The sequence below is a fragment of the Enterobacter hormaechei ATCC 49162 genome, from assembly GCF_001875655.1.
Lineage (GTDB): Bacteria > Pseudomonadota > Gammaproteobacteria > Enterobacterales > Enterobacteriaceae > Enterobacter > Enterobacter hormaechei.
This window is the reverse complement of sequence record NZ_MKEQ01000001.1, coordinates 122,192-138,893: the sequence shown is the minus strand read 5'-3', so window position 1 is coordinate 138,893 and position 16,702 is coordinate 122,192. Positions and strand designations below refer to the sequence as shown.

Genomic DNA, 16,702 nt, shown 5'->3' with positions numbered 1-16,702 from the left:
CCTTAGTTTCCTTGCGGCAATCCGTTCAGCTCGGCCTGGGTATTTTCAGGCGACACCAGCAGCGTGATCTCCACGCGGCGGTTACGGGCGCGATTTTCAGGCGTCGTGTTGGGCGCTACCGGGTTGATCTCTCCCCGCCCTTCCGCTTTGACGCGTTCAGGCTGTGACAGGCTGCCCTGTAGCTGTTTTTGCACCGAACGGGCGCGCTCAAGCGAGAGTTCATAGTTGGAGGCGAAGCGCGCGCTGCGGATCGGCACGTTGTCGCTGTACCCCACGACCAGAATTTTGCCGCTGACGTTATTCATGGCCTGGGCGATGCGGTCGATGACCGGCTCATAGCGATCGCGCACCACCGTTGAGGCCGAAGCAAACAGTCCGTCCCCTTTGAGGATCACCACGCTGCGATCTGCCTCATCCTTAACGGCCACCAGACCGGCATCAATTTCCGGTTTCAGGAAGCCGCGCAGGTTCAGCACCGCTGGCAGCTGACGCGCAGGCTGCTGGATCGTGGTTTCCGGCAGTTGGGACTGGTAAATTTTCGCCAGCACCGGGCTGGTGTTATCACCCAGACGCCAGTTCAGCACGATATAGAACAGGCAGGCGATAAAGCCGACCAGCGCCACGCACGCCCAGAGAGGGATCATCGGTCGCCAAAGCTTACGCAGAACGGGGCGGTCTTCCGGGTGCGGCGAGAGCGGCGGCGGGTAGCTGCCGCGCACGCCACGGATCATCTGCCACAGGCGCTGTTTGATGGTTTCAAGCTGGGTGCGGCCATTGTCCAGCACGCGGTAGCGGCCTTCAAAGCCGAGCAGCAGACAGTAGTTGATCATCTCCAGCAGCAGAATGTGCTCGCGCGGATTCTGCGACAGACGCGCCAGCAGCTGGAAGAACTTCTCGCCGCCCCAGGTTTCGTTATGAAACGTCACCAGCAGACCATTGCTTGACCAGACGCCACTGCTTCCCCAGGGGGTCAGCGCGGCGGCCTCGTCCAGCGCCGTGCAGAGGCAGTAGCGCGCGCCGACAATCACTTCATACGGTAAGCCCGCCTGCTGGCACCGCACTTCGAAACGGCGAATTTCGTCAATCAGGCGCTGGCGCAGCCCGACCTGATCGTCGTGGGAAACCGAATGACGGATTTGCGGAATCGCATTGAGCAGCGGATTGGCGGCCGCCACCAGCTGATTGTTCCCACTGGCTCCGGTAAACACGGCATCACTGCCGGTATCCTGTCGTTCCTGCATATTAAGCGCTCGCTTTATTATTCTGTCGGGCTACGGATGGCCCAGAACTCCATATCGAGACCCGGGAATTCCCCTGCGAGATGCAGCGCGAATGCCCCGGACTTGTCCATCTCGTGCCACAGTTCGCTGCCCCTTTCGAGTTCGAAATAGCTGTAGCCTGCATGCCACGGGATCTGCGGCGGCGCGACGGGCATTGCCCGAAGCATGATGCCCGGCAGTTGAAGCTGGACCAGATCGCGAATTTTCGACACTGGCGCAACCTTCATCTGGGCAGGGAAATGGGTTTGCAGGTGTTCGCCGGGGACATTGGCTTTGACGGCCAGCACGAAGCCGAATTCGCGGACCATGCTGGTCTCCGGCACGGTGGCGATGTTCAGCCCGTGAGAGCGTTCGTGCAGCGGCAGCTGGATGGCATGATCTTCCATGACCAGCGACAGCCCCTGGCGCAGCATCAGCATCAGTTTGCTGAAGCAAACGGCGAGATCGTCATGGTCGTATACCGGCAGAATGCTCTCTGCGGTACGCTGCGGCGTCCAGGTGGCTAGCTCCGTGGCAAACGGCAGCCAGCTGCGCCACAGCGCTTCAGGGTGAAGCAGCGGCAGCGTTTTTAAATGCGAGACGTCGCCCAGGTGGCGGTTGATCAGCGAGAGAAGCGTGAACTCGACCATCTCGGACGTATTGAAACGCCCCGGCTGGCGCAGGCGGCCGCCGATCTGCTGGCTACGCTGCACCAGCAAGCCGTGCAGGTCGTTGATCATGCCGTACAGCTGCGGGCTGTTATTGGCATTCAGCATTGGCGGGATGTAGCTGTTATCGAGCCGCACGTGGTTGTCGTTGCGCTTTTCGGTGACGAACGCCACGCCGATGGCGGTCCATTCTGCCGTCAGATCTTTCTCCAGCATCAGGGTCAGACGCAGGCGGCCAAACTGGACCGTCGCCTCCCCGACCGACATGGCGTTATCGTCTTCCACTTCTTGTTCAAACGTAATAAAACGCGCCAGAGAAGCCTGCTCCTCGCTGAAAATCACCTCTTCTCGCCCCCCGCGACGAACCGGCAGCGCAAGCACTACCTTTTCATTGGTGAGATTGTCGGGAATTTTTAGCGGGGCCGGACCGTTGCGGTCGCTGCGAACCTGGAAAAAAGTGCCGTCAGGCAGCAAACCGCTACAGTAGCTCAGGGCAATGCAGCCCTGGCGGAGCATGGCTTCATCCAGCTCAAGGTCGAGGAACCCCCAGAGATACGATCGCTGCAAGGCCCCCCACTCACGAACGTGGTTGAGGAGGTAACTTTCTGTCCGCTGAAAATGGTGGGGACGCAGGAACATGCCCTCGGTCCAGACGACCTTTTCTGCTTTCGTCATGATGATCTCTTTCCTGTTATGAAGGGCGTTACTGGCTGATGACCCGGATACCATTTACGTCAAGGAAGACGCTGGCCTGGAGTTCATCTGCGGACCATTTCCAGAACTGGTAAATCGCGTTTTCGCCGGGAACAGGCAAAGGAAGTGAGACGCGCCATTTTTTGCCGTCGAGCGCCTGGTATTCCGCCATCACGCCGATATAGCGCGCTTCCGGTGAGCTTTGACCGCTCAGGGTTTTCGAAAGCTGGCCCGGCATCAGGAAGAATACATCGCTGTTCAGCAGATTCGCGCCAAGCGTGGCTGACGCGTTGTTCTGTAAGGAGTAGAAGTCGCTGGACATGAAATCCGCATCAGATTTCAGCAGCAACACTCTGACCTTAAGCGGCGCAGAATCATTGATTTGAGGATGAGCCTGAAACTGAAGATTGTATCGGGAGGGGTCGCTGTGTGAAGACGACGTACAACCACCGATCAGCGCGAATATCAGCGCAAAAAAAGGGAACCACATCCGATAAACATTTTTATTATTCATAAAAATACGCTCGTGAAACCCGTTTAGTTCAGGATCCAGGTACCGTTCGCGCTGTCTTTGCAGGCTTTGCTGTTGCCATCGACATCAACACAGGTGGTTTTTTTGCGCGCTTTCGGGCGCAGCGCCTGTTTACGCACGGTGGCTTCGTACTGGTCGGCCTTGATCACGGCACGCATCGGCACATAACCAATCAGCTGTTCACTCCCTTCATCGGCCAGCGCCATCCAGAAATGTTCAACCTGCCCCAGCACAACGTAAGTTTTGCCGGTCTCCAGCGTACGGATCACTTTTCCGCCGTAGTCAGGACGGCTCATCAGGGATGCCGGGTACATGGCACGATATGGCTCATTCACCTGAGTGAACTCCGCCGGAGGCGTAACAGCGTGACGGTGTGTTAGCGTGATGCCATTAACCTGGCTGGTCACAATCGTATCATCGGTGATCGCTGGTTTCTGCGGCGCCTTACAGCCCGCCACCGCCATAACAAACAGAAGTGATAACAATACGCGCAGTTTCATATGCTTTTCCGTAGCGATATTTAGAGGATGAAGTGAGGGGATAAAATTTGACTTAGGTGCTATTGTTAAAATAGTCAGGATATTTTCAGCATGTAACTATTTTAAGGCATAGCTACCGCACGAGCCCGACAGAAATCGGCCCAGCATGCTCCTGACATATTTTGACAAACGGTAGACAAGTTTACATGAGCTTGTCATCAATTCAATATTTCCCGCCTGCTTAATGACGTTTAATGATACGCCCAATGCATTATAGGATTAATCTCATAAAAAATGCGCACTTAGATGAAATCGTCTTTTTCTTAGACAATATTCGCACATAACTCTATGAAAATTAATGGCTAAACAGGCAAAAGAGAACCGCTATCATTAACGTAACCCCTTATTATCGCCACTACCATAATTAGTAGAATTTCATTTTTTCTGTGCGCTGCGGGATATATCTGGGATATTTTCATTGTTGCATCCTGAAGATAACTTTAATTGCACAGGCGTACCCCTCATTAACAAAAACTGAAGAAGAAAATGGCAGGGATTTAATTTCGCGTTCCGAAATAACATTATCGAAATTATCCTCAGGGGTTATTTTTTGTGCATGAATAATTAAGCCTGACTACATCTTTTAGTTGGATTGTTGTTCAGCGCGCTCCCGCACACCCCATAAACTGGGGGTTTCAGCGTCGTTGACAAATAATCTCACGCAAGAAGTTTTACCGTTACTACATATTTCGTTTACTTCTTACCAACATCTGGCGTTTCATTCTTTCCCCCGGGCAAGCCTCTCCACGCCTCCGGTGTCTTGTCTACGGTAGTCGCCTGCCGCTTGACTTATTTTGTGATAAAGGTACTTTTCAGGACATGAAGAAGATCCTGATTATCGTACCTGACGGTGGCATGTTGTTTGAGGCCGCCGGTATCGCCGACATTCTGATGCAGGCCAACCGGCTGCACCCGGACGGCCTTGCGCAGCCCCGCTATCGCATCATTATCGCCACCACCCAGCCTCACCTGGTGATCCACGGTCAGTCCGGATTAAACCTGCTGGCGGACTATCGCCTGCCGGAGCTGGATCCGCGCGCGCCGCTGGACACGATCATTATCACCGGTCGCGGCATGAATGAGCAGGAGAGCACCGCCGTGGTGGACTGGCTGCACCTGGCCGCGCCGCATGCGCGCCGCGTCGCCTCTGTCTGCGGCGGAGCCCTGCTGCTGGCACAGGCCGGACTGCTCAACGGGCGCCGGGCAACGACCCACTGGCGGCTTCTGGAGACGTTAAAAACCTGCTATCCGGCGGTCAACGTTGAGGGCGGCCCGCTCTATGTTCAGGATGGTCCCGTCTGGACGTCCGGCGGCGTCAGCTCCGGCTTTGATCTGACGCTGGCGCTGGTGGAAGACGATTATGGCTTCACCCTCGCCCGCAACGTGGCGCAGGATATGGTGATGTACCTGCGTCGGCCTGGCGGCCAGCTACAGTTCAGCCGCTATAACCTGGAGCAGTCCGGCGCGACCGGACCTGTCAGCGAACTGCAAAGCTGGATCCTGCAAAATCTCACCGCAGATTTATGCGTCGAGAAGCTGGCCGAACGGGTCGCCATGAGTCCGCGCAATTTCACCCGCGTGTTTACGCGTGACGTGGGTGTGCCTCCGGCCCGATATGTTACCGAGGCGCGCCTGGCTGCCGCCCGCCAGCTACTGGAGCAGACCCCGGATCCGCTTGATGTGATTGCTGAAAAAAGCGGGTTTGGTACCAGCATTAACCTGCGCCGCGTTTTTGAGAAGCAGCTTCATCTCACACCGGGCGAATACCGCCAGCGCTTCCACTGCCGCAGAATGGCGTAATCTGATCCTTTTTTGTCATTTACGCCATCCGGCCTGACGCCTACAGTGACTCCAGACAACACAGATAAGGAGTACATCATGGTTAAGGTCGGTATTAACGGTTTCGGCCGTATCGGACGTAATGTTCTGCGCGCGGCGCTGGGCAACCCGGATCTCCAGATTGTGGCCATTAACGATCTGACGGACAGTAAAACCCTCGCTCATCTGCTGAAATATGACTCTCTGCTCGGTACGCTGCCAGTGCCCGTTGAAGCGGCGGACGGCGCGCTTCAGGTTGACGGGCAGCGCATCACCGTATTCAGCGAACGCGACCCGGCAAACATTCCGTGGAAAGACGCCGGTGTCGAGGTGGTGATCGAGGCCACCGGCTTCTTCACGGAACGTGAAAAAGCGGCGGTGCATATCACCCGCGGCGGCGCGAAACGCGTCATTATCTCCGCGCCTGCTAAAAATGATGATCTGACGGTGGTGATGGGCGTGAACCACACGCTGTACGATCCGGGCCAGCATGTTGTGGTCAGCAACGGGAGTTGCACCACTAACGGGCTGGCACCGGCGGCGCAGGTGCTGCACCAGCAGTTTGGCATCGAACATGGGCTGATGAACACCACGCATGCCTACACCAACAGCCAGGCGCTGCATGACCAGCCGGAAAAAGATCTGCGCGGCGCGCGCGCGGCAGCATTATCGATTGTCCCTTATTCCAGCGGCGCGGCAAAAGCGCTCGGGAAAGTGATCCCCGAACTGGACGGCAAACTTACCGGGTATTCCCTGCGCGTACCGGTTCCGGTGGTATCGATTGTCGATCTGACCGTAACGCTGAGCCGCAACGTGACCGCCGAAGAGGTGAATGACGCGTTCCGTCAGGCCGCCGCCAGCGGGCCGCTGAAAGGCATCCTGGGCTACAGCGATGAACCGCTGGTCTCCAGTGATTATCAGGGCGACCCGCGCTCATCCATCATCGACGGGCTGTCAACGCTGGTGATTGGCGGGAATATGGTGAAGATCCTGTCGTGGTATGACAACGAATGGGGCTTCTCGAACCGTCTGGTGGATCTGGCGGTGCTGATGGATAAGAAAGGGTTGTAGCCGACCGCATTGCCGGGTGGCGCTTGCGCTTACCCGGCCTGCAAAATGGCCCCTCTGCCAGCTAACAGGGGGGCACCATGACACCTTTCAGAAATAATATTTAAACCGCACACGACCGCCATAACGATCGTCGTTCTTATCGCTTCCCTCTTTCGGCGACGCGTTCACCCACGAAGCGTAGGCGCCCAGATAAATATTAAAGTTCTTCATCTTCATTACGTTGGGAATGAGGTATGACGCATGGACAGTGTGAATATCATACTCACCCGGATCGGTGATCCAGCAGTCATTCTCACACTCTGCGTCAAAGGTGGAGGTGTTAAATTCTTCGATTTCGTTATGGGCATAAATATAGCCCAGCTCAACGTTACGCCACAGGGCATTGATACCCGTGGTGAAGTCCGTTTCGTCTGCGGCGTCCAGATACGCTGTGTTGAGATTCACGACTACCCCATCCTCCGGGTCGGTTTTCAGACCATCCCAGGTCATGGTGAATCCGTAACCAGTGCGGTCAGACTGATCGACCCAACGACCCGCGTCATCCCGATAGCCATAAGCATTGTTGACCAGATTGGTTTCCATAGCGATGGCCGTTGAGAACGGGCCGTCCTGCCACGAAATAACCGGCCGGACATAGGCGACGTTCTTGTCATTTTCCAGTTCCGCACCATGGTAGCGCTGGTCGACATACAGATCGCTGCCGTCTTTGAACAGCGTATTCAGCTCGAAATACCAGTTATCCAGCGTTTTACTCATCAGGAAGTTTCCGCCGCTGTCGGTACGGCCACGCCCCTCTTTCAGCATATAAATGTAACCGTAGCCGTCGCTATAAAGATCGTCCGCGGTATTGCCCGAGTATTCAACAAAGGTATCCTGGTTGAGCGGGAACATATCGTAGGCTTCAAAACGTCCCACTTTAATTTCCCAGTCGTTTTCTGTGCCAAAGAAGAATACCGCATCATCAAGGTACATTTGCCCGGCTAAATCTCCCAGCGGCTGCACAGAAAATCCGGCAAAATGACCGTTATCCATTTTTCGGTAACCATCAAAGCCCAGCAAAATTCGACCATTAATATCCCAGCGTTCTTTATCGCCCGGCGCCCAGTCGCTATTAGCGCTTTGCTTAACAGAAGTCAGGCTGCCGGTTTTGCTGGCAGCATCCATATTAAATTCCACATCGCCATAAAATTTTATATCGCCAAAGCCCGAAAGCGTCAGCTTCGGTGGTGCATCTTTATTGACGGGCTCTTCTGACTGCACAACCACGGATGCGACCTGCTGGCTGGCCGCCTGCTGTTGTTTCAGCGCCTCGATTTGCGCCTCCAGTTGCGCCAGTTTTTCATCAATGCTCGTCGCGTTTTGTGCAGCAAAAAGAGAGCCAGAACAGAGTGCCCCCACGAGGACAACCATTTTTTTTAATTGCATAGAATCCATCCTGAAATAAAAGTGAACACCCACGGTGATGGGTCACCCTATTTCGTCTAAATGCTTTTCGGCGGGCTATTATGTTTTTTGTTATATCGATTATGATTTTTACTTTGTGTGACCTTCGCGGAAACTTATTCGCGGAATGAAATAAATAAACGCAACCCCGCTCACAGAATTAAAAAAGGGTGCAAGCCATTAGCCAGGCCTATATTCATAGCTTTGCCTGATAGGATATTTAATAATTATTACTCTTTAAAAAACATTTCCTGGGCAAATACTTTTCGCCGCGCGTCTCGCGCCCGGGCGCGGCGGTAAATTGTCTGGTAATGCGCAAAATGGGATATCCAACACGCGAAGCGGGCAATATTCGTCTAAGGTTTTCAGGTGATTGACGACAGCGGTGACGCTGCCCAGCGACGAATGGAGATGAACCGATGATAAAAACTCGAATGCTACGCCCCGGCTTGTTACACCTTGCGTTGGCAGGCGCACTATTCGGTGTAACCGCATTGGGTTACGCTGAAGACCAGCCAGCGAGCCAGCAAAGCTCACCTGATATTCTCCTTGGCCCCCTCTTTAATGAAGTCCAGAGCGCCAAACTGTTCCCGGATCAGAAAACCTTCGCGGATGCCGTTCCCAAAAGCGACCCGCTAACGATCCTGGCGGATTACCGGATGCAGCATACCCAGTCCGGTTTTGACCTGCGCCACTTCGTGGAGATGAACTTTATCCTGCCGAAGGAAGGTGAGAAATACGTTCCCCCGGAGGGCCAAAGCCTGCGAGAACACATAGACGATTTGTGGCCTGTGCTGACCCGCACCACCGACAAAGCGAACAAATGGGACTCTCTTCTTCCCCTGCCAAAACCCTATGTCGTGCCGGGGGGACGCTTCCGCGAAGTCTATTACTGGGACAGCTATTTCACTATGCTGGGGCTGGCCGAGAGCGGCCACTGGGACAAGATCGGCGACATGGTGGACAACTTCGCTTACGAGCTTGATACCTGGGGCCATATCCCTAACGGCAACCGCAGCTATTACCTGAGCCGCTCTCAGCCGCCGTTCTTCTCGCTGATGGTGGAACTGCTGGCCACGCATGACAGCGATGCGTTAAAGAAATACCGTCCGCAGATGGAAAAGGAGTATGCCTACTGGATGGAGGGGGCGGATGGGCTTCAGCCTGGTCAGGCGAACAAACGCGTGGTAAAGCTGGATGACGGCTCCCTTCTCAACCGTTACTGGGATGACAAGGATACCCCACGTCCTGAGTCCTGGCTGGATGATGTCACCACCGCCAAAAATAACCCTGACCGTCCGGCTACGGAGATTTACCGCGATCTGCGCTCTGCCGCCGCCTCGGGCTGGGATTTCAGCTCCCGCTGGATGGACGATCCACAGAAGCTGGGCACCATCCGCACCACCAGCATCGTGCCGGTGGATCTGAATGCGCTGATGTTTAAGATGGAAAAACTGCTGGCCCGCGCCAGCCAGGAAGACGGTGATACCGCCAGCGCAAACAAATACGACGCGCTGGCCTCCGCACGTCAGAAAGCGATGGAAAGCCATCTGTGGAACGATAAAGAGGGCTGGTATGCGGATTACGATCTGAAAACCGGGAAAGTGCGTAACCAGCTGACAGCCGCGGCCCTCTTCCCGCTGTATGTGAAAGCTGCATCGCAGGATCGCGCCGACAAAGTGGCCGCAGCCGCTTCGTCACGCCTGTTGAAACCGGGCGGAATTTCTACCACCACCATCAACAGCGGACAGCAGTGGGATGCGCCAAACGGCTGGGCGCCGTTGCAGTGGGTTGCGGTGGAAGGTTTGCAGAACTATGGTCAGCAGAAAGTGGCGATGGACGTGACCTGGCGTTTCCTGAAAAACGTTCAGCATACCTACGATCGCGAGAAGAAACTGGTTGAGAAATACGACGTCTCTTCGACCGGTACCGGCGGTGGTGGCGGTGAGTATCCGTTGCAGGACGGTTTTGGCTGGAGTAACGGCGTGACGCTCAGAATGCTGGACATGGTCTGTCCGAAAGAGAAGCCGTGCGACAGCGTACCGGAGAATCAGCCTGCGGCTAACGATGACGTTGCCCCTGCGAAACAGGCGGCGCAGTAGCGCCCCTCACCCTGACCCTCTCCCCGGTGGGGCGAGGGGATGGTTCCGTGCAATAGATTGGCCCGGTAGCGAAGCGCTACCGGGCTTTTTTCAGAAGCTGTAGCTCGCTCCGACCTGGAACGTGCGATCTCGGCCTATCCAGCAGTTGGTCGCGTCATAGCAGGTGAGCGTCTCTTTGTTGGTGACGTTCTGCGCGCTCGCTTTCAGCGTCAGCCCCTCCAGCGATGGCGCCAGTTCGCCCATGCGGTAGGATGCCGCCAGATCGTACTGCGTTGTACCGCCCAGCTTGCCTGCGTCGTTGGCTGGCGAAATTTCCATCGGTCCGGTGTAGCGTGCACCTGCCCCCAGCGTTAAGCCTCTCAGCGGGGTGCTGTCAAAGGTGTAGTCCCCCCACAGATTAAAGGCGTTCTCAGGGACCTGCGTCGGTCGTTTGCCCTGGTACTTGTCATCTTCAGTGTTGATGGCGTGGGTATAGGCGTAGTTAGCAATCAGCGTCAGGTTATCCGTTGGACGACTGACGGCAGAAAGCTCCGCACCTTTCGATTCCACTTCCCCGGTCTGGCGATAGTTCAGGAAGCCCGGATCGCTGGTCACCACATTTTTCTGACGAATGTTAAACACCGAGGCGGTGAAGGTGGTTGCGTATTCCGCCAGCAGGTATTTCACCCCACCCTCCACCTGCTTGCTGGTGGTGGGCTTAACGTCTTTCGCAGTCAGCGTGCCCTGCGGAGATACCGGGGCGAACCCTTCCGAATAGCTGATAAACGGCGAGAGTCCATTGTCGAAGGCATAAAGCGCACCCAGGCGTTTCGTGAGGCGATCCTGCGATACCCAGGCTTTGTCACCGTTTTGCAGATAGTTGGTGGTGACGGAACGGTAGTCGTCATAGCGCAGGCTGGCCAGTACGTTCAGCCCGCCAAACGCAATCTGATCCTGGAGGTAATAGCCATTCTGCTGATAGCTGAGACGGTTTTTCTGCGCGGTGTAAAGCCCCAGCGCATCGTTATCGATCTGCGCGTGATCCGGATTGCGCATATCGATACCCGGTGTGGATGAGGCGTAACGATAATGGAAGTGAGAATTCAGCTTCTGATAGTCAAAGCCCGCCAGCAGATGGTGTTTCCACTCTCCCAGCGCGACGGTTCGGGTCACCTGGTTATCAATGTTGAAACTCTGCAAATCTTCATCCGTGGTATAGGCGAAGCGGTTGAGCTGGTAGACCTCGCTGCCCGTCCCGGTGGAATAGGCGCTGCGCTGGTGGGTGTCCACATCAAAGTAGCGCGCTTTCTGGTTAAAGCCCCAGCCACTGTCAAACTCATGTTCAAAGCTGTAGCCCACCATCCACTGGCGCTGTTTAAAGCCGCTCCACTCATCCCCGGCATAGTCACGACGATCGGCGTATTTCGATCGCAGATAGCTTAGCGGCATCGGGTCAGACGGCGTCAGGCTCGGCGTATTTTGCGCCAGCGCGTCAATGGTCAGACGCGTTTTGTCATCCGGCTGCCAGGTCACGGAGGGGGCCACCAGATAGTTTTCATAGCGCGTGGTGTGCGCCTGTTCGTCACTTTCCGTCGCTTTGCCCAGCAGGCGATAGTTCCAGTCGCTGTTCGCGATCTGCCCCGTAGAATCCAGATACCCCTCTTTCAGATTACGGTTTCCGGTGTTAAAGCCCAGCTCCGTTTTCGCCTCTTTTTGCGGCTTTTTACTCTGGATATTGACCAGCCCGCCCGGGGAGCCGCCGCCATAAAGCACGGACGACGGCCCTTTCAGGATATCGACGCTCTCAACCAGCAGTGGATCGATTCGCGCTTTGGTGTTCCCGGTGACGTTATAGGGGAGTTGCAGGCCGTTGTAGAACTCCTGCTCGACGTTGAACCCGCGAATTTTGTACTCGCTCATGTAAGAGGTGCTCCCGCGCACCTCCGTGGAAACGCCCGGCGCATAGCGCAGGATCTCGTTTATAGAACTGGCGTGCCGCTGCTCAATCTCTTTAGCGGCGATGGTGTTGATCACCTGCGGCGTTTTACTTTCCGCGACGGCTGATTTCGTGGCGCTGTTGGTCCAGCCGGGAAGCGCGCTGCCCTGCTCTGTGCCGGTCACCACCATGGTGGATTCTTCTGCGAAAGCCTGTGTCTGCAATGCCAGCGTGACGGCGCCTGCCAACGCGCATAACGCAAAACGTGAAGTACTCATAGTGTCGTCTTGTTATAAGATGATATTGGGAACGTCAATTATTATCATTTCCATTAGCAAAGCAATATCAGCAGAGAAAAACAGATCGTTTGTATTAAGTTTCATGCCAGCGTGCCGATAACCCAGAGACAGTCTGTCATCTATCGAGGAGCCATCTGGCGTGAGTAGCTACAGTGAGCAGTTCCTGAAACAAAATCCGCTGGCTGTATTAGGGGTGTTACGCGACCTGAAAAAAGGTGAGGTGCCGCTGCGCATCAACTGGTCAACCAGTCAATTTATCAGCAAGATCCTGGACGTAACGGCAGAACACCTGATCGTGGATCTGGGTAGCCAGAACGATGAAAACCGTGCCGCGCTACAGGCAAAAAATCTCTCGGTGATGGCCGAAACGCAGGGGGCTAAAGTCGAGTTTGTGCTGCCTCGCCTGACCACGATCGCCTACCAGGGTTTGCCTGCGTTTATCGCCCCCTTGCCCGCTAACCTCTGGTTCGTGCAACGCCGGGAATACTTTCGCATCAGCGCCCCGCTTCACCCGGCCTATTTCTGTAAGGCAAAAATGCCGGACAAAAAAGAGATCCGCTTTCGTCTCTTTGACCTGTCGCTGGGCGGTATGGGCGCGTTGATGGATACGCCGAAGCCGGAAGGCCTGGTGGAAGGTATGCGTTTTAGTCAGATTGAGCTGGATATGGGCGGATGGGGACGCTTCTGGTTTGACGCCCAGCTGATTGCCATCAGTGAGCGCAAGGTGGTGGACAGCAAAAACGAAACCATTACCACTCCACGGCTGAGCTTTCGCTTCCTGAACGTCGGGCCAGGCGCCGAGCGCGAACTACAGCGCATCATCTTTTCACTGGAGCGTGACGCGCGGGAACGCGCGAACAAAGTGCGCTGAAAGGCGTCGGGCAGCGTGCTGCCCCGCCCGACAAAGGGGTTACATCGCGTCCATCGCTTTCTGTACTTTCCAGATATAACGCGGCGCCTGTGCTGACGGATGATTCTTCACGACGTGCTCGAAGAATTCATCTTTATCCATATCGTTGATCTCTTCTATCGCCTCTTTGCGATCGGATGAGAAGGTTCGGAGCAGCGCGCCAGCGCCGTTCACGTACGACACCACCAGCGCATATTGCATCACTTCCGGATCGTCAATCCCCTTCAGAATGCCATGCTCCAGAATGCTCAGGTAAGCGGTTCCCATAGAGATATTACGTTCCGGGTTTTTCAGTTCGCTGGTGGATGGCTGTCCCTTCCAGCCCATGTAGCGATAGACCTCTCTCCCCGCCGTCGAGGCTTTTAACTGCATCAGCCCCACCGCATTCGATTTGCTCACCAGCGTCGGGTTGCCGCCGGATTCCACGGTGATGATTGCCGTAATCAGACGCGGGCTAACGCCCCAGGCCTTCCCGGCTTGTTCGCTGATCGGCATCCACTGCATGGCCCGCTTTACCGGCACTTCAGGGTTCCAGGGGGGATTTTGATAATCATGTTTTGAACTACAGCCAGCGAGCAGCACAATCAAAAAAGCAAACCATCTCAATTTCACGTCATCTATCCTTATAGCCGGTCATCGCGGTACGTCGCCCCTTGAAGCAGGCGGCGTATAAGCGGCATGATATAGACAATTAGATTCTCATTCAGCAAGGAATTGCCATGCCTCAGTTTCATCTCATCGCACCGTCGGGCTACTGCATCAACCAGGAGGCGGCACAGCGGGGCGTTCAGCGCCTGCTGGAAATGGGCCATCAGGTAGAAAATCAGACAATTATCCCCCGCCGCATGCAGCGTTTTGCCGGTACGGAAGCGCAAAGACTGAGCGATATCAACAGCCTGGTGACGCTGGAAGGCAAAAATAACATTGTGCTGGCCGTGCGCGGCGGCTATGGCGCAAGCCGACTGCTGGAGAGCATCGACTGGGCCGGGCTGGCCGCACGCCAGCAGCAGGATCCGCTGTTGATCTGCGGACACAGCGATTTCACGGCGATCCAGCTCGGCCTGCTGGCGTTGCATAACGTCATTACCTTTAGCGGCCCGATGCTGGCCGGTAACTTTGGCGCGCCGGAGCTGGATGCGTTTACGCAGGACCATTTCTGGCGCGCCCTGCAAAACCCGACCTTCACCATTGAATGGCAAGGCAGCGGACCGCACTGGGAATGTGAAGGGCAACTGTGGGGCGGAAACCTCGCGATGCTGGTGTCGCTGATGGGTACGCCGTGGCTGCCGCAGATCACGGACGGCATACTGGTGCTGGAAGATATCAACGAACACCCGTTCCGCGTGGAACGCATGCTGTTGCAGCTGTATCACGCCGGGATCCTGGATCGGCAGTCGGCCATTGTACTGGGCAGTTTTAGCGGTTCAGCGCCCAACGATTACGATGCGGGCTACACGCTGGAAACCATGGTCGATTTCATTCGTTCCCGGCTGGATATCCCGGTGATCGCCGGTCTCGATTTCGGCCATGAGCAGCAAACCGTGACGCTGCCGCTGGGTGCCCGGGCGCGCCTGACGCACGATAATTCAGGCAGTCGGCTGACAATCAGCGGTCATCCGGTCTTAAAGGCATAAAAAAGCCGTTATTCCCCCTCAATAAAACGCAGTGAACGTTGTTAATATGTTAGGGTTTTAATAACAGCGTTCACATTGAGGTGGGAGTAAGACAACATTGGGTGCCACAGCGATAATCAGTCTTTTCATTCTGGGTTCCATCCTGGTAACCTTTAGCATTTTATTAAGTTCATTTTCATCGCGTCTTGGCATACCTATTCTTGTCATTTTTCTGGCTATCGGCATGCTGGCCGGGATCGACGGTATCGGCGGTATCCCCTTCGATAACTACCCTTTCGCCTATATGGTGAGTAACCTCGCGCTGGCGGTGATTTTACTGGACGGCGGCATGCGCACCCAGGCAAGTTCGTTTCGCGTGGCCTTAGGCCCGGCGCTGTCTCTGGCGACCGTCGGGGTGCTGATCACCTCCGGTTTGACCGGCATGATGGCAGCCTGGCTGTTTAACCTCGATATAATGGAAGGCCTGCTGATTGGCGCAATTGTCGGCTCTACCGATGCGGCAGCGGTTTTCTCGCTGCTCGGCGGCAAGGGGCTGAACGAACGTGTTGGCTCAACGCTTGAGATTGAATCCGGCAGTAACGATCCGATGGCGGTGTTTCTGACCATCACCCTGATTGAGATGATCCAGCAGCATGAAACCGGCCTGAGCTGGATGTTTGCCTGGCACATTCTTCAGCAGTTTGGCCTCGGGATTATTATTGGTCTCGGCGGCGGTTACCTGTTGCAGCATACGATCAACCGAATCACACTGCCTTCCGGCCTTTACCCGCTGCTGGCCCTGAGCGGCGGCATTCTGATCTTCGCCGTCACCACCGCGCTCGACGGTAGCGGCATTCTGGCGGTTTACCTTTGCGGTTTTCTGCTGGGCAACCGGCCGATCCGTAACCGTTATGCGATTCTGCAAAACTTTGACGGGCTGGCCTGGCTGGCGCAAATCGCCATGTTCCTCGTGCTGGGCCTGCTGGTGACGCCGTCGGATCTGCTGCCCATCGCTGTGCCAGCGCTGCTGTTATCGGCGTGGATGATCTTCTTCGCCCGTCCGCTGTCGGTGTTTGCCGGCCTGCTGCCGTTTCGTGGGTTTAACCTGCGCGAGCGGGTGTTTATCAGTTGGGTGGGGCTGCGCGGTGCGGTGCCGATTATTCTGGCCGTGTTCCCGATGATGGCCGGGCTGGACAACGCCCGCCTGTTCTTCAACGTCGCCTTCTTCGTGGTGCTGGTGTCGCTGCTGTTCCAGGGAACGTCGCTGGGCTGGGCGGCGAAAAAAGCCAAAGTGGTCGTTCCGCCCGTTGGCTGGCCCGTCTCCCGCGTGGGGCTGGATATTCACCCTGAGAATCCGTGGGAACAGTTTGTCTACCAGCTGAGCGCCGATAAGTGGTGCGTGGGCGCGTCCCTTCGCGACCTGCATATGCCCGCTGAAACGCGCATTGCGGCCCTGTTCCGGGATAACGCCCTGCTGCACCCGACCGGCAGCACGCGGCTGCGTGAGAACGATATTCTCTGCGTGATTGGCCGCGAGCGCGACCTGCCTGCCCTCGGCAAGCTGTTCAGCCAGTCGCCTCCGGTGGCGCTGGATCAGCGTTTCTTCGGCGATTTTATCCTGGAAGCCAGCGCCCGCTTTGCGGATGTGGCGCTGATTTATGGCCTGGAAGGAGGACTGGAGAATCGCGATAACCAGCAAACACTGGGTGAGATTATCCAGCAATTATTAGGGGCTGCGCCGGTCGTTGGTGACCAGGTGGAGTTTGCCGGGATGATCTGGACGGTAGCGGAGAAAGAAGATAACGCGGTGCGCAAAGTCGGCGTAAGGCCGATGGAGGAG

General features: G+C 55.9%; 12 protein-coding genes and 1 pseudogene. 6 read left to right on the top strand and 7 right to left on the bottom strand.

The features are described from left to right. Window positions 1-2: 2 nt before the first annotated feature. The 4 genes from BH712_RS00785 to BH712_RS00770 are packed head-to-tail and all read right to left on the bottom strand — an operon-like array spanning window position 3 to window position 3,652. Window positions 3-1,241, bottom strand: a complete 1,239-nt coding sequence (locus BH712_RS00785) for a DotU family type VI secretion system protein (RefSeq protein WP_006810961.1) — start codon at window positions 1,239-1,241, stop codon at window positions 3-5. Between the two features lie 17 nt (window positions 1,242-1,258). Then, a complete protein-coding gene (tssK, locus tag BH712_RS00780) occupies window positions 1,259-2,602 on the bottom strand; it encodes a type VI secretion system baseplate subunit TssK (protein WP_032673886.1) in 1,344 nt (447 codons plus the stop codon). Window positions 2,603-2,630: 28 nt separating this feature from the next. Then, entirely contained in the window at window positions 2,631-3,134 is a 504-nt protein-coding gene (tssJ, locus tag BH712_RS00775; RefSeq protein WP_006810963.1) for a type VI secretion system lipoprotein TssJ, read from the bottom strand. A 23-nt stretch (window positions 3,135-3,157) separates the two neighbouring features. After that, window positions 3,158-3,652 (bottom strand): hypothetical protein, encoded by a 495-nt coding sequence (locus tag BH712_RS00770; RefSeq protein ID WP_006810964.1) that lies wholly within the window; start codon window positions 3,650-3,652, stop codon window positions 3,158-3,160. A gap of 858 nt (window positions 3,653-4,510) precedes the next feature. Between BH712_RS00770 and BH712_RS00765 the strand changes: the two genes are divergently transcribed. Both BH712_RS00765 and gap read left to right on the top strand, forming a co-directional pair. Beyond that, window positions 4,511-5,491 carry a GlxA family transcriptional regulator gene (locus BH712_RS00765; protein ID WP_006810965.1) on the top strand — a complete coding sequence of 327 codons (981 nt, stop codon included), beginning with the start codon at window positions 4,511-4,513 and terminating at the stop codon, window positions 5,489-5,491. 78 nt (window positions 5,492-5,569) lie between these two features. Further along, complete coding sequence (gap, locus tag BH712_RS00760) at window positions 5,570-6,580, top strand: type I glyceraldehyde-3-phosphate dehydrogenase (RefSeq protein ID WP_032673887.1); 1,011 nt, start codon at window positions 5,570-5,572, stop codon at window positions 6,578-6,580. An 87-nt stretch (window positions 6,581-6,667) separates the two neighbouring features. On the opposite strand, the gene BH712_RS00755 is transcribed toward gap, so the two are convergent. Next, window positions 6,668-8,005 carry a carbohydrate porin gene (locus BH712_RS00755; protein WP_032673888.1) on the bottom strand — a complete coding sequence of 446 codons (1,338 nt, stop codon included), beginning with the start codon at window positions 8,003-8,005 and terminating at the stop codon, window positions 6,668-6,670. Window positions 8,006-8,442: 437 nt separating this feature from the next. On the opposite strand from BH712_RS00755, the gene BH712_RS00750 reads away from it, so the two are divergent. Beyond that, window positions 8,443-10,125 carry an alpha,alpha-trehalase gene (locus tag BH712_RS00750; RefSeq protein ID WP_006810968.1) on the top strand — a complete coding sequence of 561 codons (1,683 nt, stop codon included), beginning with the start codon at window positions 8,443-8,445 and terminating at the stop codon, window positions 10,123-10,125. Window positions 10,126-10,215: 90 nt separating this feature from the next. Here BH712_RS00750 and BH712_RS00745 read toward each other — a convergent pair whose 3' ends face one another. Next, a complete protein-coding gene (locus BH712_RS00745; protein ID WP_006810969.1) occupies window positions 10,216-12,318 on the bottom strand; it encodes a TonB-dependent siderophore receptor in 2,103 nt (700 codons plus the stop codon). A 160-nt stretch (window positions 12,319-12,478) separates the two neighbouring features. Here BH712_RS00745 and ycgR point away from each other — a divergent pair, with 160 nt between their 5' ends. Then, window positions 12,479-13,210, top strand: coding sequence for a flagellar brake protein YcgR (gene ycgR / locus BH712_RS00740; RefSeq protein WP_006810970.1), 732 nt, complete (start codon window positions 12,479-12,481; stop codon window positions 13,208-13,210). 39 nt (window positions 13,211-13,249) lie between these two features. Here ycgR and emtA read toward each other — a convergent pair whose 3' ends face one another. Next, window positions 13,250-13,861, bottom strand: a complete 612-nt coding sequence (gene emtA, locus BH712_RS00735) for a membrane-bound lytic murein transglycosylase EmtA (protein ID WP_006810971.1) — start codon at window positions 13,859-13,861, stop codon at window positions 13,250-13,252. A 107-nt stretch (window positions 13,862-13,968) separates the two neighbouring features. Between emtA and ldcA the strand changes: the two genes are divergently transcribed. Beyond that, a complete protein-coding gene (ldcA, locus tag BH712_RS00730) occupies window positions 13,969-14,883 on the top strand; it encodes a muramoyltetrapeptide carboxypeptidase (protein WP_006810972.1) in 915 nt (304 codons plus the stop codon). 97 nt (window positions 14,884-14,980) lie between these two features. Further along, window positions 14,981-16,648: pseudogene (locus tag BH712_RS00725) on the top strand (potassium/proton antiporter); the annotation flags it as partial. Window positions 16,649-16,702: the final 54 nt, after the last annotated feature.